Raw genomic sequence first — 21,901 nt, 5'->3', positions numbered from 1 at the left:
CGAGGCCGCCCTTTTTAATGTCGAAAGCTCCGCGACTTACGCCGCCAGACCCTTCGAGCCCATGTCGATGAATTTCTTGCGCCGCGCCGCCAGGATGTCGGCACGTTTCTTGCCCTTCAGATCCGCCAGCATCTTGCCGATCTCGGCGCCGACCGAGGCAATCGTCTTCTTGCGGTCGCGCTGCGCGCCCCCCAGCGGTTCGGCGATGATCCGGTCGATGACACCGAGCTTGCGCAGATCCTGCGCCGTCAGCCGCAGGGCCTCGGCGGCTTCGCGCATCTTCTCGGCATCCTTCCACAGGATCGAGGCGCAGCCCTCGGGCGAGATCACCGAATAGACCGAATGTTCGAGCATCGCGATGCGGTCGGCGGTGGCAAAGGCCACGGCCCCGCCCGAGCCGCCCTCGCCGATGATCACCGAGATCACCGGCACGCCAAGGCAGAGGCATTTTTCGGTCGAGCGCGCGATGGCCTCGGCCTGACCGCGTTCCTCGGCGCCCTTGCCCGGATAGGCGCCGGGCGTGTCGACCAGCGTCACCACCGGCAGGCCGAAGCGGTCGGCCATGTCCATCAGCCGGATCGCCTTGCGATAGCCCTCGGGGCGGGCCATGCCGAAATTGTGGATGATGCGGCTTGCGGTGTCGTGGCCCTTTTCATGGCCGATCACCACCACCGGCTGATCGTCGAAGCGCGCCAGACCGCCCATCACCGCGTGATCATCGGCAAAGTTGCGATCGCCCGCCAGCGGCGTGTATTCGGTGAACAGCTCGTAGATGTAGTCGCGGCAATGCGGCCGGTCGGGATGCCGCGCCACCTGGCATTTCCGCCAGGGCGTCAGATCCTTGTAAAGGTCGGTCAGCAGTTGCGCCGCCTTCTTGTCCAGCGCGGCCGCTTCCTTTTCGACATCCATCCCCGAATTCGCCCGGGCCAGCGCCCGCAGTTCCTCGGCCTTGCCCTCGATCTCGGCGAGCGGCTTTTCGAACTCGAGATAGGTCGTCATCGAAGCCTCCGTAACGCAGTCGTGGCCTATATGACCGTGCGGGCCGGGATTTGCAACTGACGCAGGGAAAAGCGGGCAGAGTGCCGCGGGCCGAGGGCCGCAGACAGGGTGGGCAGACAGGAGGGGGCGGGCCAATGGGAAACGCCCCGGCGCGGGTCCGGGGCGTTCCTGTTCCCTCATGCGGCCGGGCCTCCCCTCCCTGCCACTCCGGGATCCGAATCGATTCGGTCACGAATCGTTTACACGGTGCTCAGACCTTAGCCATTTCCGCCTGTCTGACAATCACTTCCGCCTGCCGGATCGAGGCAATATCGACCAGCCGCCCCTTGTAGACGGTGGCGCCGGCGCCCTCGGCCTTGGCCTTTTCCATCGCGGCCAGAATCTCGCGCGCTTCCGCCACGGCGGCGTCCGAGGGCGTGAAGACCTCGTTCGCCAAAGCCACCTGTTTCGGGTGGATCGCCCATTTGCCGACCATGCCCAAAGTGGCAGACCGCAAAGCCTGCGCGCGGAAGCCCTCGTCATCCGAGAAATCGCCGAACGGGCCGTCGACCGGCAGGATGCCATGGGTGCGGCAGGCGGCGACGATGGCGGCCTGCGCCCAGTGCCACGGGTCCGACCAGTGTTTCACGCCCGCATGCAACATGTAGTAGTTTTCCTGCGTGCCGCCGATGCCGGTGGTGGCCATGCCCATCGAGGCCGCGAAATCCGCCGCGCCAAGGCTCATCGCCTGCAGCCGGGGGCTCGAGGCCGCGATCTCCTCGACATGGGCGATGCCCGCGGCCGATTCGATGATCACTTCCAGCGAAATGCGTTTCTTCCGGCCCTTGGCGGTCTCGATCGCGGTGACCAGCGCATCGACGGCATAGACGTCGGCGGCGCAGCCCACTTTCGGGATCATGATCTGGTCGATGCGTTCGGCCCCTTCCTCCAGCAGCTCGACCACGTCGCGATACCAGAACGGCGTATCAAGGCCGTTGATCCGCACCGAGAGATATTTGGTGCCCCAGTCGATGCTGTGGCTGGCCTCGATGATGTTGCGCCGCGCCTGCGGCTTGTCGTCGGGCGCGACCGAGTCCTCAAGGTCGAGGTTGATCACATCGGCCGCCGATTGCGCCATCTTTTCAAAGATCGCCGGGCGCGAGCCCGGGCCGAACAGCTGGCAGCGGTTGAGGCGGGCGGGGGCAGGGGGCTGGGTGCGGAAGCTCATCTGTCTCTCGGCAAGGAAGTTACGGTATATGTTGCGTTTGCGATATATTGTTGCGCTGCGCCGCGCAAGGAATTTCTGCGGATGCAGCATCGGGGCAAAAGGGTGATGAATTTTGCGGCGCGCGGAAAACTTGGAAGAAGCTGCGATGAAATCGCAAGATTGCGCAAGAAAGTTGTAGAGATACCGCGGTTCTGCCGCATCTTTCCAAGAAAATCCGGCGCCAGCCGCGTCATACCTTGCGAAACCCTTTCCAACCCGCCGAGGTTCCCATGTCGCTGATCGAAACCCCCTATCTGTTGTTCCTTGGCGATGCGCCCGACCAGCTGGCCGCGAAAGTCGCGCAGGGCATCAAGGACTGGCGGCCGGAATATGCCGTCGGCCAATACCGGATGGAGGGCTGCAAGGCCGATCTGGGCCTGCCCGAGATGAACCTCGCCACCGCCAAGGCCGCGGGCTGCAAGACGCTGGTGATCGGCGTGGCGAACCGCGGCGGCGTGATCTCGCAGGCCTGGAAGAAAGTGCTGATCATGGCGCTGGAAGAGGGCTTCGATCTGGCTTCGGGGCTGCACAACCTGCTCTGCGACGAGGAAGATCTGGTCGCCGTGGCGAAGGCCTGCGGGCGGCAGCTGCATGACGTGCGGGTGCCGACGGTGGATTATCCGATCGCCAATGGCGTGAAGCGGACCGGCAAGCGGATGCTGGCGGTGGGCACCGATTGCTCGGTCGGCAAGATGTATACCGCGCTCTGCATGGAAAAAGAAATGCGGGCGCGCGGCATGAAGGCGACGTTCCGGGCCACCGGGCAGACCGGCATCCTGATCACCGGCGACGGCGTGCCGCTGGATGCGGTGATTGCCGATTTCATGGCGGGGGCCGTCGAATGGCTGACGCCCGACAATGACGCCGATCACTGGGATCTGATCGAGGGGCAGGGCAGCCTGTTCCACGTCAGCTACTCGGGCGTGACGATGGCGCTGGTGCATGGCGGTCAGCCCGATGCGCTGGTGCTGTGCCATGAACCCACCCGGGCCCATATGCGCGGCCTGCCGGGCTATCAGCTGCCCGGCCTCGATGCGCTGCGCGATCTGGCGCTGCAGGTGGCGAAGGTGGCGAACCCCGATTGCAAGGTCGTCGGCATCTCGATCAACACGCAAAACATGCCCGAGGCCGAGGCCCGTGCCTATCTTGCCAAGGTCGAGGCCGAGATGGGCCTGCCCACCACCGATCCCTTCCGCTTCGGTGCCGAGAAGCTGGTGGACGCGCTGGCCGCGATCTGAGAGCTTGGCGCTGCCTGCCGGGGGCGGAGCCTCCGGCGGGGATATTTGGGGCAAGATAAAGGGGCGGAAGATGATTTCCGTAACGGCCGACACGTTCCGGCTGGCCGAGGTGTTCACCATCTCGCGCGGGTCGCGGACCGAAGCGAAGGTGCTGACGGTGCGGATCAGCCGCGGCGGGCTGACCGGCTGGGGCGAATGCGTTCCCTATGCGCGCTATGGCGAAAGTCTGGACAGCGTGACGGCGCAGATCGAGGGCCTGCCCGAGGGGATCACCCGCGCGGCGCTTTATGATGCCCTGCCGCCCGGGGCGGCGCGCAATGCGGTGGATTGTGCGCTCTGGGATCTGGAGGCGAAAGCCGCAGGCAAGCGGGTCTGGGAGCTGGCCGGGCTGGCCGCGCCCGGGCCGGAGGTGACCTGTTACACGCTCTCGCTCGCCGAGCCGGAACAGATGCGGGCCGCGGCCGCGAAGAACGCGCATCGGCCGATCCTGAAGATCAAGCTGGGCACCCCCGATGACATGCCGCGGCTTGAAGCCGTGCGGGCGGGGGCGCCGAAATCGGTGATCGTCGTCGATGCGAACGAGGGCTGGTCGGCCGAGGTTTACGCCGACCTTGCCCCGCATCTTTTGCGGCTGGGCGTCGCCATGGTCGAGCAGCCCTTGCCCGCCAAGGCCGACGAGGCGCTGATCGGCCTTGCCCGTCCGGTGCCGGTCTGTGCCGATGAAAGCTGCCATGACCGCAAGTCGCTGGCGCATCTGCAGGGCAAATACGATCTTGTGAACATCAAGCTCGACAAGACCGGCGGGCTGACCGAGGCGCTTGCGCTGCGCCAAGCGGCGCTGGCGGAAGGCTATGGCGTGATGGTCGGCTGCATGGTCGGATCGTCGCTGGCGATGGCGCCCGCGACCCTTGTGGCGCAGGCTGCGGCCTATGTCGATCTTGACGGGCCGTTGCTTCTGGCCCAAGACCGCGAAAGCCCGCTGCGCTATGCGGACGGAATGGTTTATCCCCCCGAGCCGGGGCTCTGGGGCTGAGGAGGAACGCGCATGAGCCGCACCGTTTACCTGAATGGCGAGTATCTGCCCGAGGAAGAGGCCAAGGTCTCGATCTTTGACCGTGGCTTCGTGATGGGCGATGCCGTCTACGAAGTGACCTCGGTCCTTGAGGGCAAGATCCTGGAATTCGAAGGCCATCTGGCCCGGCTTTCCCGCTCGATGGCGGAGCTGCAGATGACCGGCAACCTGAGCCGCGAAGAATGGCTGGAGATCCACCGCCAGCTGATCGCGCGCAACAATCTGGTTGATGGCATGATCTATCTGCAGGTCAGCCGCGGCAATGCGGGCGACCGCGATTTCCACTTCCCGCCCGCGGGCACGCCGCCGACGATCGTGCTTTACACCCAGTCGAAGCCGGGTCTGGCCGATGATCCGAAGGCGAAGACCGGCATCAAGGTCGTCTCGATCCCGGATCTGCGCTGGCATCGCCGCGACATCAAGACGGTGCAGCTGCTTTACCCGTCGATGGCGAAGATGGCCGCCGAAGCCGCGGGCAAGCATGACGCCTGGTTCGTCGAGGACGGTTTCGTGACCGAGGGCTCGTCGAACAACACCTATATCGTCAAGGGCGGCAAGATCATCACCCGCGAGCTGTCGAACGACATCCTGCACGGGATCACCCGCGCCTCGCTGCTGAAATACGCCGCCGAAGCGCAGATGGAGATCGAGGAACGCCCCTTCACCATCGCCGAAGCCCAAGCCGCCGACGAGGCGTTTTTCACCTCGGCGTCGGCCTTCGTGATGCCGGTCGTCGAAGTGGACGGCGTGGCGCTGAATGGCGGCAAAGTCGGTCCGGTGGCGACGCGCCTGCGCGAGATCTATCTGGAAGAAGGCCGCAAGGCGGCGATCTGAGCCCCGCGCGCACGAAAATAAAAAGCCCCGGGCCAGCCCTGCCCGGGGCTTTTTCGTCCGCGGCGGTCAGGCCGCCTGCGGACTGCGGAAACGGATCTGCGCGGGGCGCAGATGGTGGACCGGAACGCCCTCGAAGATCAGCGCGGGCAGGTCGTCCAGCAGCATCCGCGCATCGCACCCGACCTGTTCGAAGCGCAGGTCTTCGGGACGGGGCAGGGGGCCGATGATTTCCAGCTCGATCACGTCGCCCGGGCGAAAGCCGCGGATCCGGGGCAGGTCTTCGACCGCCGCCGCAGCCGGGGAACGGCGCGCCGCCGCAAGATCTGCGACGGGATTGGCGGTGGGGGTGGTGGCGGTGCCGGATGGCGGCTGCCGTTCGGCCCAGAGCACCAGAGCCAGCGCGAAAGAGACCGCGATGAACAAGGCAAGCATCGGAAAACCCCTCGTCTTTCCGGCAGGATGAGGCCTTGGCGCGCGCACCGCAAGGGCGTTGCCGCCCGGGCGCGGCCTGATTGTCAACGCTTTGATAACCATCCCGCGCACCGGGGAGGATTGCGGCGGCTTGCGTCACGAAAGCAAAAGGCCCCGCCGAAACGGGGCCCTGCGGTCGGGTCCGGCGGTCGCTCAGGGCGTTGTGGCGGGATTGACGGTGATCATGTCGAGCGTGATGTCGCTGGCGGCGACACCCTGCAGCCGGAACGCATCGGCGCCATTGACCCGCACCACCGCCCCCATGTCGCGATCGATGATGCTGATCACCGCATCGGCGGGCACGTCCTCCAGCACCAGCCGGTCGGTGCCGACGGTGAAATCGGTCACCACGACGACCTCGGGCGCGGGGGTCTCGGTCGCGGTGAAGCCGGTGGTGAAGGTATCCGCGCCCTCGCCGCCGGTCATCGTGTCCAGCAGGTCGCCGATCAGCGTGTCATCGCCCGCGCCGCCCAGCAGCGTGTCGGCTTCCGTCGAGGCGGGATCGTCGGTGGCGACAAGCAGATCGTTGCCCGCGCCGCCATCCAGAAGATCCGCGCCGCTCAGGTCGCTCAGCCGGTCGTTGCCGTCTTCGCCCAGCAGGGAATCATTGCCCGCGCCGCCGTCGAGGCTGTCGTCCTGCGCCCCGCCCAGCAGGCTGTCATTGCCGTCCTGACCGCGAAGCTGGTCGGCGCCATAGCCGCCCGAGACAGTGTCATTGCCCGCGCCCGCCAGCACCGTATCGGCGCCGAGATGGGCGTAGATCGCCTCGTCCGCCGCGGTGCCGGTCAGGCTGTCGGCGCCATCGGTGCCGTGGATCGTGGGCGTGGGCACATCCGGCGTGTAGCTGTTGTCGGCGGCATCCTGCAGCGTCAGGTGTTCGGACAGGGTCTCGAGATCGGCGCCCCGGAACAGGGCCACGGTCTCACCATCGACGATCGCCACCACGCCGCCCTCGACGGTGTCGAGCCGGAATTCCATGTCGGCGGTAAACGCGTCGTCGCGGATCAGCACCGTCTCGAAGCTTCCGGCCGCCGCGCCGGTGATGTCGCCGTAATCGGTGAGCGTCAGCGGCGCGTCGCCCGGGCTCCAGGTGATGTCGTAGGAATCGCGTCCCGCGCCGCCGGTCATCACGTCGCCGGACCCCGCCGCCAGCGCGTCGTCGCCCGCGCCGCCCGCAAGGCTGTCGGTCCCGTCGCCGCCGGTCAGGGCGTCGTTCCCGGCGCCGCCGTCAAGCGTGTCGTTGCCCGCGCCACCCGCAAGGCTGTCGGTCCCGTCACCGCCGGTCAGGGCGTCGTTCCCGGCGCCGCCGTCAAGCGTGTCATCGCCCGCGTCGCCCGCAAGGCTGTCGGTCCCGTCGCCGCCCGCAAGGCTGTCATTCCCGGTGCCGCCGTCAAGCGTGTCGTCGCCTGCGTCACCCGCAAGCGTGTCGGCCCCGTCATCGCCCGCCAGCGCGTCGTTGCCCGCGCCGCCGTCCAGCCCGTCATCATCCGCCCCGCCCGAAAGCGTGTCGTCCCCCGCCAGACCGGCCAGCGTGTCATTCCCGGCCAGCCCGTCGATCGTGTCGTCGGCCGCTGTCCCCTCGAGGTCGTCCGCGCCCGCGGTGCCGGTCGCGGTCTCGCCGGGGACCGTCGGATGCAGGCTGGTGTCGCTGTCGGTCTGGGTCAGCGTCACGGCGGGAGCGAGGGCGTTGATGTCGCCGCCCTCGAACCAGGCGACGGTCTCGCCGTCGAGGATCAGGTTCACCCCGCCTTCGGTGGTTTCAAGGTGGAAATCCGTCGTCTCGGTCACCGCGTCATCGATCTCGATCGAGAATCTCTCGCCCCCGGTCGGGTCGAAATCGCTCAGCGTCAGGGCATCGCTGCCCGGCGTCCAATAGGCGCGGAACCTGTCGGTGCCATCGCCGCCCAGCAGCGTGTCGCCGTCATCGCCCAGCAGCGTGTCGTTGTTGCCGCCGCCATCGATCAGGTCGGAGGCCCCGCCCTTGACATCCAGCGCGGTCAGATCGTCGTTGCCGTAGCCGCCGTGCAGCGTATTCGCCCCGAAGAGATCGGTCAGCTCGTCGGCGCCAAGATTGCCGCGCAGCGTGTCGTTGCCCAAGCCGCCATCGATCGTGTCATTGCCATGACCGCCGTCGATATAGTCCCTGCCGTCCGTGCCCTCGATCGCGTTGGGGTCATCGTCGCCGAAGATCTTGTGCCTGGAAGCGCCGCCGCCATCATCATCGTCATCGGCCGCATTGATGGCCAGTCCCACAAGAAGGACCGGGAAAAGCGAAAGAAGAATGAGGCTACCCACGACTGCGCTCCTGACCTGGCACTGAAATACGTCAACAAAAGGCTAACACCGCCCCCCGGGAGGGGCAACCAAAGTGGCAGGTCCGCGGGGAATTGCCGCTTTTTGCGGCAACAATGGTGCGGTCAGGCGGTGACTGTTTCGGCGGCCGCCAGAGAGGCGCGCAGGATCGGCGCCAGCACCTCGGCCCATTGCGCCTGTCCCGATTCGGTCACGATCAGGTCGTTGCGCAGCTCGATCAGCACGTTCTGCCGCCCGGTGTCGAGCGCGTGCCGGTCGATGCTGTCGCCACGCAGATGGCCCGCATAGGGTTCGTTGTCGCCGACACAGAGCCCCGCGGCGCGCAGGGCGGCAATCAGCGGCAGCGCCAGACGGGTGTCGCGGGGCGAATGCAGCACGCCCACCTGCCAGGGCCGGGGGGGACGCCCGCGCAGGCAGGGGGTGAAGGAATGAATGGCGCAGATCACCGTATCCGCGCGCCGCGCCGCCAGCCGGGCCAGCGCATCGTGATAGGGGCGGTAAAGCCGGGCCAGCCGCTCCGCGACCGCGGGGGGCGGGATGTGACGGTTGGCGGGAATGATCGTGCCGTCGTAAAGCTGCATCACCAGCGTCGGGTCGTCCTCGCCGCGGTTCGGATCGATGACCAGCCGCGAGAAATCCGACCAGATCAGCGGGCTGTCGAGCGCCTCTGCCAGATGCCGGGCCACCTCCAGCGCGCCCGGGTCCCAGGCGATGTGGCGGGCCATGTCCTCGGGGGCGATGCCCAGACTGCCGCCGCCCACCCAATCCGGCACCCGGTTGGTGGCGTGATCGACGGTGACCAGCCAGCGGCCGGGGCGGGTTTCGCCATGAATGTGACAGGCTTCGGTCATGCTTTCTTTGCCTTTGTCGCTCACAACAGATTTACGTCAGCAGGGCCCGGTGTTCCAGTTGCCCTGCGCGACATTTTGCGCCATAGCTGGGATCGGCCCACGAAATGACTGCAACACCAACGCTCGAGGACGCATGAGACGCCTTCGCAATGTCAAGATCGTGGCTACGCTTGGCCCCGCATCTTCCGATTACAAGACCATCCGCGCTTTGTTCGAGGCCGGTGCCGACGTGTTCCGCCTGAACATGAGCCACGGCACCCATGCCGAACACAAGGTCCGCTACGACATCATCCGCCAGATCGAGGCCGACACCGGCCGTCCGGTCGCGGTGCTGGCCGACCTGCAAGGCCCGAAGCTGCGCGTCGGCACCTTCGCCTTCGGCGCCGCCGATCTGGAGGAGGGCGAGCCCTTCCGCTTCGATCTCGACCCGACCGAGGGCGATGGCCACCGGGTCTGCCTGCCGCATCCGGAGATTTTCGCCGCGCTCGAAGTCGGCGCCCGGCTGCTGGTGAACGACGGCAAGATCCGCCTGCGCGTCACCGCCTGCGGCCCCGATTTCGCCGATTGCACCGTCACCGTCGGCGGCACGATTTCGAACCGCAAGGGCGTGAACGTGCCCGATGTGGTGCTGCCGCTCGCGGCGCTTTCGGCCAAGGACCGCGGCGATCTGGAATTCGCCTGCGATCTGGGCGCCGACTGGCTGGCGCTGAGCTTCGTGCAGCGCCCCGAGGACGTGATCGAGGCCAAGGCGCTCGCCCGCGGCCGCGCGCAGGTTCTGTCGAAGATCGAGAAGCCGCAAGCCGAACGCGCCTTTGACGAGATCCTCAAGGTCTCGGACGGGATCATGGTCGCGCGCGGCGATCTGGGGGTGGAACTGCCGGTCGAATCCGTGCCGCCGATCCAGAAGCGGCTGATCCGCAAGTGCCGGGCCGCCGCCAAGCCCGTCATCGTGGCAACGCAGATGCTGGAAAGCATGATCGAAAGCCCGATGCCGACGCGGGCCGAAATCTCCGACGTCGCCACCGCGATCTACGAGGGCGCCGATGCGATCATGCTCTCGGCCGAATCCGCCGCCGGGCGCTATCCGGTCGAGGCGGTGCAGACGATGAACGCCGTCGCCCGCTCGGTCGAAAGCGATCCCACCTATCGCGACATCATCGAGGCTTCGCGCTCGGCGAAGCGGCAGACCGTCGCCGACGGCATCGTCGCCGCCGCGCGCGAAATCGCCGAAACCACCGATGTTTCCGCCATCTGCTGCTACACGCAGTCGGGGAAAACCGTGGCGCTGGTGTGCCGCGAACGGCCGCGGGTGCCGGTGATCGCGCTCTCGCCGATCACCCAGACCCTGCGCAAGCTCTGTCTGAACTGGGGCGTGCATGCGGTGCGCTGCGACGAGGTCAGCCGCTTCAAGGAAGCCGTGGTCAATGCCGCCCGTGCCGCGCGCGACTATGGTTTCGCCGATGAAAGCCATCAGATCATCGTCATCGCCGGGGTGCCCTTCAACGTGCAGGGGACGACGAACATCCTGCGCGTGGCGCCCTGCGACGAAAGATTGATCTACCGCACCGACCCGGAGTAACCTTCGTTAAAGGTTTTCCGGGAGGGTGCCATGCTCGACAGCGATCTGTTTCTCGTGCTTGGTATCCTCGTTTCGGCTTTCGCGATCCCGGCGGTGCTTTCGGCCTTTGCCGACAGCCGCCCGCCGCGGGCCGCGGCGCTGGCGGTGCTGGTCGGCGGCGGGCTGATCCTTTTGGCGATGGCGACGAAGCCGGGCGGCTACACGCCCGGCCAGATCCCCGAAACCTTCGCCCGGATCCTGGCCCGTTTCCTCGGCCACTGACCGCTTTTCGCTTGCCAAGCGCCGCCGCCGCGGCTATCTGCCCCCATCTATCCCGCACGGCCGGCCAACAGTGGCATGCCGAGTCGTGCGTTCACTCTCGAAAAGGAGATGAAAATGCCCAAGATGAAGACCAAATCCGCTGCGAAAAAGCGGTTCAAATTCACGGCGACCGGCAAGGTCATCGCGGGTCCGGCCGGCAAACGCCACGGCATGATCAAGCGCTCGACCAAGTTCATCCGCGACAGCGCGGGCACGATGATCCTGTCCGATGCGGACGCGAAGATCGTCAAGAAATACATGCCCTACAACCGCTGATCTGGAGGCCTGAACAATGTCCCGCGTCAAATCCGGCAAGGTCACTCACGCCTCGCACAAGAAAGTCCTGAAGAAGGCGAAAGGCTACTACTCGGCCCGTTCGCGCAACTTCCGCACCGCCACCCAGGCTGTCGACAAGGCGATGCAATACGCCACGCGCGACCGCCAGCAGCGCAAGCGCAACTTCCGCGCGCTGTGGATCCAGCGCATCAACGCGGCCGTCCGCGCCTGCGATCTGGAAATGACCTATTCGCGTTTCATCAACGGTCTGGCGCTTGCCGGGATCGAAGTGGACCGCAAGGTTCTGGCCGATCTGGCCGTCCACGAACCCGAGGCCTTTGCGGCCATCGTTGCCCAGGCCAAAGCCGCCGCGGCTGCGTAATTCCCCACTCACGGGAAACGGAACCCCCGCGCGGCAGCCGCCGTCGCGGGGGTTTTGCGTTCCTGCGCTTGAAATCGTTCCGGGGGGCGGCTAGCAAGACGCACCCACTTGCAGGAGAGACCTCATGACCACGCTCGATGCGCTCAAGGCGAAATATCTCGAAGGCATCGCCGCCGCCGCGGATGAGGCGAGCCTTGAGGAGCTGCGTCTGGCCGCCCTTGGCAAGAAGGGCGAGATTTCGCTGAAGATGCGCGAACTGGGGCAAATGACGCCCGAGGAACGCACCACCACCGGCGCGGCCTTGAACCGTCTGAAGGACGAGATCGACGCGGCTTTGCGGGCGAAGAAAGAGGCTTTGGCCGATGCGGCGCTGGACGCCCGGCTGAAATCGGAATGGCTGGATGTCACGCTGCCCGGCCGTCCGCGCCGGGCTGGCACGATCCACCCGGTCAGTCAGGTGATGGACGAAGTCACCGCGATCTTCGCCGACATGGGCTTTGCCGTCGCCGAGGGGCCGCAGGTGGAAAGCGACTGGTACAATTTCGACGCGCTCAACATCGCGCCGGAACACCCCGCGCGGCAAGAACACGACACCTTCTTCATGGCCCGCGACGCCGCCGACCCGCGCCCGCCGCATGTGCTGCGCACTCATACCAGCCCGGTGCAGATCCGCGCCATGCAGGCCAAGGGCGCGCCCATTCGCGTGATCGCGCCGGGCCGCGTCTACCGCATGGACATGGACCAGACCCACGCGCCGATGTTCCATCAGGTCGAGGGTCTGGCGATCGGCCGCGACATTTCGATGGCGAACCTGAAATGGGTGCTGGAGGAATTCTGCAAGACCTTCTTCGAGGTGCCCTCGGTCGAATTGCGCTTCCGCGCCAGCCACTTCCCCTTCACCGAACCCTCGGCCGAGGTGGATATCCGCTGTTCCTGGGAGGGCGGCCAGCTGAAGATCGGCGAGGGCAATTCCTGGCTGGAAATCCTCGGCTCCGGCATGGTCCACCCCAAGGTTCTGGCGGCGGGCGGGATCGACCCGAGCGAATATCAGGGCTTCGCCTTCGGCGTCGGCATCGACCGGATCGCGATGCTGAAATACGGCATCCCGGATCTGCGGGCGTTCTTCGAGAGCGACCTGCGCTGGCTGAAACACTACGGCTTTGCTGCGCTCGACCTGCCGACGGTGTTCGGGGGGTTGAGTAAGTGAAAACTACCAGCAGCTGGTTTCTGATGCTTGCGCTGGTCGCAAGTATTCTGCTGTTGAGTAAGTATTGGTTGGTGCCGGCTCTTGATTATTTGAATACGCTTCAAGCGCCCCTAGGGGCTGGTATTTTTGTTTTGATTGCTGCGTTGATAACCGCCGCTACAGCAATATTCGGCGCTACCTTCGCATTTAGAATTCAAAAAGAACGCGAGCGGCAGATAAAAATAGTTGAAGATGCCAAATCTGCCTATCTTGAATTCGTTTCATCGCTCGTGGATCTAGATATGTTGAACTACGAGCTGAAAATAAACGAGGAAAAGTTGAAGGCAGAAAAAGCACGCTATCACTTGGCAATGTCAAAATTGATGATGCTTGGCTCCAGTGAGGCGATTGATGCTGCGCTTGACTATCTTGTCGTTGTTCAGAAACGCCTAAAAGAAAATGAACAAGTGCGAAAGAGTGCACCCGGGAAATATCCGACAAAAGTTCGCTTGGAAGATGATAGGATCTCAGTGCGCAAAGTAAAGATCGCTCAGCATTCATTCGTGGAGGCGGCGAGGCGACATATTGCGGGTGGTGGAACTATGGAAGTCAGTCCAACGGTATTCGATAGGCTTGCGACCATTCGAATTAATGAGTTAAGAGAAGACAACGCGAGCGACGGCAAAGGCGCGGAGGCCAACCAATGAAATTCACCCTCTCCTGGCTGAAAGACCATCTCGAGACCGAGGCCTCGGTCACCGAGATCGCCGATGCGCTCACCGACCTTGGCCTTGAGGTCGAGGAGGTGGTGAACCCGGGCGCGAAACTCGCCCCCTTCACCATCGCCAAGGTGCTGCACGCCGAAAAGCACCCCGATGCCGACAAGCTGCGGGTTTGCCGCGTGCTGACCGACGAAGGCGAGAAGGTCATCGTCTGCGGCGCGCCGAATGCACGGGCGGGCATCACCGTCGTGCTGGCGAAACCGGGCGATTATGTGCCGGGCATCGACACCACGCTCGGCATCGGCAAGATCCGCGGCGTCGAAAGCCACGGCATGATGTGCTCGGAACGCGAGCTGGAGCTGTCCGACGAGCATAACGGCATCATCGAGCTGCCCGAGGACAGCCTGAATTCCGAGGTCGGTTGCAAGTTCATCGACTGGCTGGCGGAAAACCGCCCCGAGGCCGTCGATCCGATGATCCACATCAAGATCACGCCGAACCGCCCCGATGCTTTGGGCGTGCGCGGCGTCGCCCGCGATCTGGCGGCGCGGGGGATGGGGCGGCTGAAGCCGCTCGCCATCGAGGCCGTGCCGGGCGGGTTTGAAAGCCCGATCAAGGTGGAGATCGATGCGACCCTAAAGGAAAAAGGCTGCCCGCTGTTTGCTGGCCGTCTGATCCGCGGCGTGAAGAACGGGCAAAGCCCCGACTGGCTGCAAGCGCGGCTGAAGGCGATCGGGCTGCGTCCGATCTCGGCCCTGGTCGATATCACCAACTTCTTCACCTATGACCTGAACCGCCCGCTGCATGTGTTTGATGCGGCGAAGGTGGCGGGGAACCTGCGGATTGTCCCTGCCAAGGGCGGCGAGGAGCTTCTGGCGCTGGATGGCAAGACCTACACGCTCCGCCCCGGGCAGATGGTGATTTGCGACGATGCGCAGCCGGAAAGCCTTGCCGGGATCATGGGCGGGGAGCTGTCGGGCTGCACCGAGGCGACGGTCGATGTCTTCCTTGAAAGCGCCTATTGGGACCCGATCACCATTGCCACCACCGGCCGCGCGCTCAAGATCAACTCGGACGCGCGCTATCGGTTCGAACGCGGCGTGGACCCGGAGTTCACCCTGCCCGGGCTGGAACTGGCCACGCAGATGGTGCTGGAGCTGTGCGGCGGCGAGGCGTCCAATGTGGTGATGGACGGCGCCGTGCCGGTGACCAAACGCGCCTACAAGCTCGACCCCGCCCGGGTGATCAGCCTTGTCGGCATGGAGATCCCCGAGGCCACGCAGCGCGAGACGCTGACGGCGCTTGGCTTCACCTTCGAGGGTGACATGGCGTCGCCGCCCTCGTGGCGGCCCGACGTGCTGGGCGAGGCGGATCTGGTCGAGGAGGTGGCGCGGATCGCCTCGCTGACGAAGCTGGTCGGCCGTCCGCTGGCGCGCGAAACCACGGGCGTTCCCGGCCCGGTGCTGACGCCCATTCAGACCCGCGAACGCACCGCGCGGCGCACGATTGCGGCCTTGGGCTACAACGAATGCGTGACCTACAGCTTCATCGACGCGAAATCGGCGGCGCTGTTCGGCGGCGGGCTTGAGGCGACGCGGATCGAAAACCCGATCTCGTCGGAGATGACCCACCTGCGCCCGGATCTGCTGCCCGGTCTGTTGCAGGCGGCGGCGCGCAATCAGGCGCGCGGCTTTGCCGATCTGGCGCTCTTCGAGGTTGGTCCGGCTTTCAGCGGTGGCGAGCCGGGCGATCAGGCGCTGCAGGCGGCGGGGCTGCTGGTGGGCGCTTCGGCGCCGCGTGACCCCTGGGCCTCGCGCCGTCCGGTCGATCTTTACGACGCCAAGGCCGATGTCGAGGCCGTGCTGGCCGCCATCGGCGCCCCCGCACGGGTGCAGGTCAATCGCAAGGTGGCGGGCTGGTTCCATCCGGGCCGCTCGGGCACCATCGCGCTTGGGCCGAAGGCGCTGGCCTCCTTTGGCGAGGTGCATCCGAAGGTGCTGCGCGAGATGGGGGTGAAGGGGCCGGCGGTCGCCTTCACGATCTGGATCGAAGCGGTGCCCTTCCCGAAAGCCAAGACGCCGACCCGGCCTGCGCTGGCGCTCTCGGATCTGCAGGCGGTCGAGCGCGATTTCGCTTTTGTCGTCGAGGCGGGCGTCGAGGCGCTGACCGCGGTCAATGCCGCGATGGGGGCCGACAAGGCGCTGATCGAGGCGGTCTCGGTCTTCGACCAGTTCACCGGCGCCAAGGCCGAGGAGCAGATGGGCGCGGGCAAGAAGTCGATCGCGCTGTCGGTCCGGCTGCAGCCGCGCGACAAGACCCTGACCGATGCCGAGATCGAAGCGGTCTCGGCCAAGGTCGTCGACAAGGTCACCAAGGCCACCGGCGGCGTGCAGCGGAAGTGACCTGAAGTCACGCTTTGCAGATGTGAAAAACCGGTTAGGCTCTCTCGGAAACGGGGGAGCCTGATGCATTTCGACTATGTCATTCTGGGCGGCGGCTCGGCCGGGTCGGTGCTGGCGGCGCGGCTGAGCGAAGATCCGGGCACCCGCGTCTGTCTGGTCGAGGCGGGCGACGCGGCGAAAGACATTCTGGTGCGGGCGCCCGCCTTGGTCGCCGCGCTGGTGCCGGGCTATCTGCGCGCCCACAACTGGGCGCTGCATACGGTGCCGCAGCCCGGTCTGGACGGGCGGCGGGGGTTTCAGCCGCGGGGCAGGGGGCTGGGCGGGTCGTCGGCGATCAATGCGATGCTGTATGTGCGCGGCCACCCCTCGGACTATGACCGTTGGGCGGCAGAGGGGGCCACGGGCTGGGATTGGGCCGCCTGCCAGCCGTGGTTTCTGAAATCCGAACGCAACAGTCGCGGGCCGTCCGCGCATCACGGGGCGGAAGGGCCGCTGCAGGTGGGGGATCAGCGCCGCCCGCGGCCGATCACGCGCGCTTTCGTGCAGGCCTGCGGCGCGGTGGACTGCCCGGAAACCGAGGATTTCAATGGTGACCGGCAAGAGGGCGCCGCCCCCTATCAGGTCACGCAATTCTGGGATGGGCCGAGGAAGGGCGAGCGCTGCTCCGCCGCGGCCGCCTATCTGCATCCGGTGCTGCACCGGCCGAACCTGACGGTGCTGACCGGGGCACGGGCGGAAAAGGTGCTGATCGTTGATGGTCGCGCCACCGGGGCGCTGGTGCGGCAGGGATGGCACCGGCTGCGGCTGGAGGCGGCGCGGGAGGTGATCGTCTCGGCCGGGGCTTTCGGTTCGCCGCAGCTTTTGATGCTCTCGGGCATCGGGCCCGGGGCGCATCTGCGCGATCTGGGCATTGATGTCGTGCAGGATCTGCCCGGCGTCGGCGCGAACCTGCAGGATCATCTGGATTACACGATTTCCCACTTTTCGCCGCGCCGTGACGTGGTGGGCCTCAATCCGCGCGGGCTGTGGCGGCTGGCCAAGGCCGCGGGCGGCTGGATGCGGCACGGCGAGGGGCTTTTCGCCTCGCCCATGGCCGAGGGCGGGGCGTTTCTGCGATCCGCGCCCGAGGTGACGGTGCCCGATCTGCAGATCCATTTCGTCGTCGGCATCGTCGATCAGCATATGCGCAAGCTGCATGTCGCGGACGGCTGGTCGGCGCATATCTGCGTGCTGCGGCCGCAGTCGCGGGGGACGGTGCGGCTGGCCTCGAAGAACCCGCGCAAGGCGCCCTTGATCGACCCCGGGTTTCTTGCCGATCCGCGCGATGCGGCGCTGATGCTGCGGGCGGCGCGGATGCTGGAGCAGATCACCGGGGCAGCGCCGCTCGCGCCCTGGCGCGGCGCGCGGCTTTATCCGCCGGACGGGTCAGACGCCGGGCTGATGGCCGATATCCGCGCGCGTGCCGACACGATCTATCACCCGGTCGGCACCTGCCGCATGGGCACGGATGCGGCGGCGGTGGTCGATCCCGAATTGCGGGTGCGCGGTGTGGCGGGGCTGCGGGTCGTCGATGCCTCGGTCATGCCAAGCCTCATTGGCGGCAATACCAATGCGCCCACCATCATGATCGCGGAACGCGCGGCGGCGATGATAAGGGGGCGATGATCCGGGCCCGCTAGCGGCGCCGCTTCACCACCGGCACGCGGGTCGCCACATAGTCGATCGAGGGATTGGGCGGCAGCCCGCCATGGTCGCGCCAGAACCGCGGCCCGCCCAGGCGCAGGAAATGCGGCGCCATCAGCACCAGCCCGGCCAGAAAACCGCCCGCATGCGCCCAGTACGCCACGCCATCGGCCGAACCGCCGAGCGAATTCAAAAGCTGCACCGCGAACCAGAAGCCCAGCACGATCCAGGCGCGGATGGTGAAGATCTTGTAGACGATGACGAAGATGAACAGGATATCGACGCGGGCTTTCGGGAAGAGCAGCAGATAGCCGCCCATCACCGCGGCGATCGCCCCCGAGGCGCCGACCATCGGCACGTCGCTGAAAGGATCGCCCGCGATCTGCGCGCCCGCCGCGGCGAGCCCGCCGAGCAGATAGAAGACGAGAAAGCCGAAATGACCGAGCTGATCTTCGAGGTTGTCGCCAAAGACCCACAAAAACAGCATGTTGCCCGCGATATGCATGATGCCCGCATGCAGGAACATATGGGTGACAAGCCCGTGCAGCCAGACGCCGTGGCTGATCGCCTCGGGGTAAAGCGCGCCCCATTGCCAAAGCCCGATCATCCGCCCGCCCCACTCGGCCGTCAGCACATAGATCAGCACGTTGAGCACGATCAGCCCGCGCACCACCCAGGGGGTGCGGGTCGAGGGGTTATGATCGCGGATCGGGAACATCGGCCCAGCCTTCCCGAAGACAGGTTTCGCGTCAAGCCTCTAGCGGCTGGCGCGCAGCACCACCTTGCCCGCGGCATCGGTGAAGTCCAGCGCCGGACCTGCCTGCCGCAAGGCCGTCACCGTGCCGATGGTTGAATGGAAGGCCTGTTCCACCTGCATCTGCGCGGGCGGGCACATCATCCGGGTTCCGGCCAGCGCGCCGACATGCAGGGCGCCGTCGCGGGTCTCGATGCGTCCCGAATAGCGGTTGCAGCCTGACGTGCCCGCGATCATCCCCGGCTCGGGCGACAGGATCGTGACGCTAACGTCCGCCGGCACGGCGGCGCCCGCGATCTCGGTGACGGTCCATTCGGTTCCGGTGCCGATCAGGGCCAGCGGATCGGCCGGGGTCTGCGCCGCGTCCTCCTTGCAGGCGGCAAGGGCGATCAGGGCAAGGGCGAGAACGGCGACACGCATGGGACCTCCGGTGTTTCGGTCAGAGTGACCGCGCCGCGCGATCCTCGCAAGGGCATCACGCAAAGGTGTGGCCTTCGGCGGTGTCAGAAGGTCGGGCGGTCAGAAGGTCGGGGGCGTGTTGACCCAGATCACCACCGTGCGCCCGTCGGCGGCATTGGCCCAGGCATGCGGGCGGCGGCTTTCGAAATAGATGCTGTCGCCGACGCCCAGTTCGTGCAGCTCGGTCCCGTCCAGCGTCAGCCGGAAGCGGCCTTCCAGCACGGTGATGAATTCCTCGCCCTCGTGGCCGTAACCGCCCTCCGAGGCCGCGCCGGGGGCGAGGATGAAGCGGTGGCAATCCATCTGCCGCCGCCCCTCGGCCAGAACCTCGACCCGGACGCCCTCGACCGGCATCGGCCAGACCCGCGCCGCGCCCGCCCGCACCACGGGGTGCCCGACTTCGTCCTGCCCGGAAAGCCGCGAGACCGTCGTGCCGTAATATTGCGCCAGATCGGCCAGCGTCTTGAAGCTGACCCCCGCCCCGGTGCGTTCCAGCGTCGACAGCGCCGAGGCCGACACCCCCATCGCCTGCGCCACGGTGTCAAGCGTCTCGCCGCGGTTTTGCCGCAGCGCCCGCAGCGCCGTGCCAAGCGGTTCGTTGGTGATCGCGGGGGGCGCGGGGGCGTCGCTTTCAGCTTCCAGCGTCGCGCGGATCGCAGCGGGGTTCAGCCCGGCCTCGCGGCGCAGAAAGGCGATGCGCTGCAGCCGCGCCACATCGGTGGCCGAATAAAGCCGCTGCCCCGAGGCCCGGCGTTGCGGCGCAATCAGCCCCTGCGTCTCCCACAGCCGCAGCGTGGACGACGCCACGCCCGCCGCCCGCGCAGCCTCGGTCACCCGAAACAGCGGCTCGTCCTCGGGCGTATCTGAGAGCGACTCGGTCATTTCACCTGCCTTACAGGCCAAGGATGACCTTTGTCACCGATCTTGCCAAGAATTTTCTTGCAGAAAAAATGTAAAGTGAGAGGATGCGATATCTCGAATCGGAGCCCCTTCATGACCGTGCAAACCTCGCCCGACCTGTCCGCCCGCCGTGCCGCCGCCATCGCCAAGGGCGTTGGCGTGACGACGCAGATCTATGCCGAACGCGCCGAAAACGCGGAAATCTGGGACAAGACCGGCGCCCGCTTCATCGACTTCGCCGCGGGCATCGCCGTGGTGAACACCGGCCACCGCCATCCGCGGGTGATCGAGGCGGTCAAGGCGCAGCTCGACGCTTTCACCCACACCTGCCATCAGGTCGTTCCTTACGAAAACTACGTCACCCTGGCCGAGCGTCTGAACGCCGCCGTGCCCGGTGATTTCGCCAAGAAAACCATCTTCGCCACCACCGGCGCCGAAGCCGTTGAAAACGCGATCAAGATTGCCCGTCACTACACCGGCCGCGCGGGCGTTGTGGCCTTTGCGGGCGGCTTTCACGGCCGCACCTTCATGGGCATGACGCTGACCGGCAAGGTCCAGCCTTACAAGGCCGGCTTCGGCCCGATGATGAACGACGTCTGGCACCTGCCCTTCCCCTGCCCGCTGCATGGCGTGACGGGCGAGGAGGCCGTGGCGGCGCTGGAACGCCTGTTCAAGGCCGATATCGAACCCGCCCGCGTCGCCGCGATCATCGTTGAACCCGTGCAGGGCGAGGGCGGCTTCTACCCGGTGCCGGAAGGCTTCATGCGCAAACTGCGCGAGATCGCCGACAAGCACGGCATCGTCCTGATCGCCGACGAGGTGCAGACCGGCTTTGCCCGCACCGGCAAGCTCTTCGCGATGGAACATCACGGCGTCGCCGCCGACATCACCACCATGGCCAAGGGGCTGGGCGGCGGCTTCCCGATCTCGGCCGTGACCGGCAAGGCCGAAATCATGGACAGCCCGAACCCGGGCGGCCTTGGCGGCACCTATGCGGGCAGCCCGATCGCCGTCGCCGCCGCGCATGCCGTTCTGGACGTGATCGAGGACGAACAGCTTTGCGCCCGTGCCGAGCGTCTGGGCGCGCGGTTGAAGCAGCGTCTGGCGGGTCTGCGCGACACGGTGCCGGAGATCATCGACATCCGCGGTCCGGGCTTCATGAACGCGGTCGAGTTCAATGTCGCGGGCACCGACACGCCGAACCCGGAGATGACCAACCGCGTCCGCGAAGAGGCGCTGAGCCGCGGCCTGATCCTGCTGACCTGCGGTGTTTACGGCAACGTCATCCGTTTCCTCGCGCCGCTGACGATCCAGGACGCGGTGTTTGACGAGGCGCTGGACATCCTCGAAGCCTCGATCCTCGCCGCGAAGGGCTGAGGTCATGTGGGGCGAACCCGCCCGCGGGGCAGAGCGTCTGGACGACACCGACCAACGGCTGATCGCGGCGTTGCGCCGCGACGGCCGGGCCGCGGTGTCGGACCTCGCCGTGCAGCTTGGTCTGTCGCGTGCCACCGTGCGCGCGCGGATCGAGCGGCTGGTGGCGCGCGGCGAAATCTCGGGCTTTACCGTGATGACGCGCGCCGATGTCTCTGCCGCGCCGGTGCGGGGCCTGATGCTGCTCTCCATCGACGGGCGGTCGACCGAAAAGGTGATCGCCCGCCTGCTCGGCCTGCCGCCGGTGCAGGCAGTGCATACGACGAACGGGCAATGGGATCTGATGGCGGAAATCGGCGCCCGCTCGCTCGAGGAACTGGACGAGACGATCCTGTCGATCCGCCGCGTCGAGGGGGTGGGGCGGACGGAAACCAACCTGCAGCTGTCCTCGCGCCGTCCGGCGGCCCGGTTCTGACGCCGGGTCTTTCGGTCGCCCTTGAATTTCCGGGACGGTCCTTGTATTGCGCACCGTCCCGGCTAAAATGGGTCAGACCGCCCCGATGGGGGATGCCTGCTCGGGTCTGCCCGGACGGGTGATGAACGCCGCCCCCGCGGGGCGAAGAAACAAGGTGCGCCGATGTCCTGGACCGATGAACGTGTCGAACTTCTGAAAAAGATGTGGACCGAGGGGCAATCGGCCAGCCAGATCGCCAAGGAGCTGGGCGGGGTGACGCGCAATGCCGTGATCGGCAAGGTGCATCGTCTGGGCCTGTCGAACCGGGTCGAAGGGGCGCCTGCCGCGCCCGCGCCCGTGGCCGCCGCCGCGCCGGTGAAGCCCGCCGCGCCCGAGCCGGTGGCCG

Annotated in this window: 22 protein-coding genes; 14 read left to right on the top strand and 8 right to left on the bottom strand. The window is 66.4% G+C overall.

The features are described 5' to 3' along the window. Positions 1–36: 36 nt before the first annotated feature. On the bottom strand, positions 37–999 hold the full coding sequence (locus FBT96_RS07715) for an acetyl-CoA carboxylase carboxyltransferase subunit alpha (protein ID WP_136905730.1): 963 nt from the start codon (positions 997–999) through the stop codon (positions 37–39). Between the two features lie 250 nt (positions 1,000–1,249). Continuing rightward, entirely contained in the window at positions 1,250–2,206 is a 957-nt protein-coding gene (locus tag FBT96_RS07710) for an L-malyl-CoA/beta-methylmalyl-CoA lyase (RefSeq protein WP_136905729.1), read from the bottom strand. 275 nt (positions 2,207–2,481) lie between these two features. Between FBT96_RS07710 and dgcN the strand changes: the two genes are divergently transcribed. The 3 genes from dgcN (at position 2,482) to FBT96_RS07695 (ending at position 5,389) form a co-directional block, all read left to right on the top strand. Next, entirely contained in the window at positions 2,482–3,483 is a 1,002-nt protein-coding gene (gene dgcN, locus FBT96_RS07705) for an N-acetyltransferase DgcN (protein ID WP_136905774.1), read from the top strand. A 70-nt stretch (positions 3,484–3,553) separates the two neighbouring features. Continuing rightward, complete coding sequence (gene dgcA, locus FBT96_RS07700) at positions 3,554–4,516, top strand: N-acetyl-D-Glu racemase DgcA (protein WP_136905728.1); 963 nt, start codon at positions 3,554–3,556, stop codon at positions 4,514–4,516. A gap of 12 nt (positions 4,517–4,528) precedes the next feature. Beyond that, entirely contained in the window at positions 4,529–5,389 is an 861-nt protein-coding gene (locus FBT96_RS07695; RefSeq protein WP_136905727.1) for a D-amino-acid transaminase, read from the top strand. 66 nt (positions 5,390–5,455) lie between these two features. Here FBT96_RS07695 and FBT96_RS07690 read toward each other — a convergent pair whose 3' ends face one another. The 3 genes from FBT96_RS07690 to FBT96_RS07680 all read right to left on the bottom strand — a co-directional run bounded on the left by FBT96_RS07690 (position 5,456) and on the right by FBT96_RS07680 (position 9,024). Then, the gene (locus FBT96_RS07690; protein WP_136905726.1) at positions 5,456–5,821 is read right to left on the bottom strand and encodes a hypothetical protein; all 366 of its coding nucleotides are present in this window, start codon (positions 5,819–5,821) and stop codon (positions 5,456–5,458) included. A 192-nt stretch (positions 5,822–6,013) separates the two neighbouring features. Then, a complete protein-coding gene (locus FBT96_RS07685) occupies positions 6,014–8,155 on the bottom strand; it encodes a calcium-binding protein (RefSeq protein ID WP_136905725.1) in 2,142 nt (713 codons plus the stop codon). 122 nt (positions 8,156–8,277) lie between these two features. Further along, complete coding sequence (locus FBT96_RS07680; protein WP_136905724.1) at positions 8,278–9,024, bottom strand: N-formylglutamate amidohydrolase; 747 nt, start codon at positions 9,022–9,024, stop codon at positions 8,278–8,280. A 133-nt stretch (positions 9,025–9,157) separates the two neighbouring features. Between FBT96_RS07680 and pyk the strand changes: the two genes are divergently transcribed. The 8 genes from pyk to FBT96_RS07640 all read left to right on the top strand — a co-directional run bounded on the left by pyk (position 9,158) and on the right by FBT96_RS07640 (position 17,536). Next, a complete protein-coding gene (pyk, locus tag FBT96_RS07675) occupies positions 9,158–10,603 on the top strand; it encodes a pyruvate kinase (protein WP_136905723.1) in 1,446 nt (481 codons plus the stop codon). Positions 10,604–10,633: 30 nt separating this feature from the next. After that, positions 10,634–10,864 carry a hypothetical protein gene (locus FBT96_RS07670; RefSeq protein WP_136905722.1) on the top strand — a complete coding sequence of 77 codons (231 nt, stop codon included), beginning with the start codon at positions 10,634–10,636 and terminating at the stop codon, positions 10,862–10,864. 114 nt (positions 10,865–10,978) lie between these two features. Next, positions 10,979–11,179: a 50S ribosomal protein L35 gene (gene rpmI / locus FBT96_RS07665; RefSeq protein ID WP_013068852.1), complete on the top strand. Its 201-nt coding sequence runs from the start codon at positions 10,979–10,981 to the stop codon at positions 11,177–11,179. A gap of 16 nt (positions 11,180–11,195) precedes the next feature. Then, positions 11,196–11,561: a 50S ribosomal protein L20 gene (gene rplT, locus FBT96_RS07660; RefSeq protein WP_055213314.1), complete on the top strand. Its 366-nt coding sequence runs from the start codon at positions 11,196–11,198 to the stop codon at positions 11,559–11,561. A gap of 124 nt (positions 11,562–11,685) precedes the next feature. Further along, positions 11,686–12,768: a phenylalanine--tRNA ligase subunit alpha gene (gene pheS, locus FBT96_RS07655; RefSeq protein WP_136905721.1), complete on the top strand. Its 1,083-nt coding sequence runs from the start codon at positions 11,686–11,688 to the stop codon at positions 12,766–12,768. Positions 12,769–12,791: 23 nt separating this feature from the next. Further along, positions 12,792–13,454, top strand: a complete 663-nt coding sequence (locus tag FBT96_RS07650) for a hypothetical protein (protein ID WP_169583299.1) — start codon at positions 12,792–12,794, stop codon at positions 13,452–13,454. Next, complete coding sequence (gene pheT, locus FBT96_RS07645) at positions 13,451–15,871, top strand: phenylalanine--tRNA ligase subunit beta (RefSeq protein WP_136905719.1); 2,421 nt, start codon at positions 13,451–13,453, stop codon at positions 15,869–15,871. The genes FBT96_RS07650 and pheT overlap by 4 nt, the downstream gene beginning before the upstream one ends. A 63-nt stretch (positions 15,872–15,934) precedes the next feature. Then, positions 15,935–17,536: a GMC family oxidoreductase gene (locus tag FBT96_RS07640; protein ID WP_136905718.1), complete on the top strand. Its 1,602-nt coding sequence runs from the start codon at positions 15,935–15,937 to the stop codon at positions 17,534–17,536. A gap of 10 nt (positions 17,537–17,546) precedes the next feature. On the opposite strand, the gene FBT96_RS07635 is transcribed toward FBT96_RS07640, so the two are convergent. The 3 genes from FBT96_RS07635 to FBT96_RS07625 all read right to left on the bottom strand — a co-directional run bounded on the left by FBT96_RS07635 (position 17,547) and on the right by FBT96_RS07625 (position 19,649). Beyond that, entirely contained in the window at positions 17,547–18,272 is a 726-nt protein-coding gene (locus tag FBT96_RS07635) for a rhomboid family intramembrane serine protease (protein ID WP_136905717.1), read from the bottom strand. Between the two features lie 39 nt (positions 18,273–18,311). Further along, positions 18,312–18,728 (bottom strand): META domain-containing protein, encoded by a 417-nt coding sequence (locus FBT96_RS07630; protein ID WP_136905716.1) that lies wholly within the window; start codon positions 18,726–18,728, stop codon positions 18,312–18,314. Between the two features lie 99 nt (positions 18,729–18,827). Beyond that, entirely contained in the window at positions 18,828–19,649 is an 822-nt protein-coding gene (locus FBT96_RS07625; protein ID WP_136905715.1) for a MerR family transcriptional regulator, read from the bottom strand. Between the two features lie 111 nt (positions 19,650–19,760). Between FBT96_RS07625 and FBT96_RS07620 the strand changes: the two genes are divergently transcribed. The 3 genes from FBT96_RS07620 to FBT96_RS07610 form a co-directional block, all read left to right on the top strand. Further along, positions 19,761–21,044, top strand: coding sequence for a 4-aminobutyrate--2-oxoglutarate transaminase (locus FBT96_RS07620; protein ID WP_136905714.1), 1,284 nt, complete (start codon positions 19,761–19,763; stop codon positions 21,042–21,044). Positions 21,045–21,048: 4 nt separating this feature from the next. Then, on the top strand, positions 21,049–21,516 hold the full coding sequence (locus tag FBT96_RS07615) for an Lrp/AsnC family transcriptional regulator (RefSeq protein WP_169583297.1): 468 nt from the start codon (positions 21,049–21,051) through the stop codon (positions 21,514–21,516). Positions 21,517–21,678: 162 nt separating this feature from the next. After that, positions 21,679–21,901: GcrA family cell cycle regulator (locus FBT96_RS07610; RefSeq protein ID WP_283234919.1), on the top strand; the 223-nt coding region annotated here is incomplete at its 3' end.

Origin of the sequence: Rhodobacter capsulatus (assembly GCF_005144475.1) — a bacterium.
Lineage (GTDB): Bacteria > Pseudomonadota > Alphaproteobacteria > Rhodobacterales > Rhodobacteraceae > Rhodobacter > Rhodobacter capsulatus_C.
The sequence above is the reverse complement of the archived record's forward strand: the minus strand, read 5'-3'. Positions and strand labels throughout refer to the sequence as shown.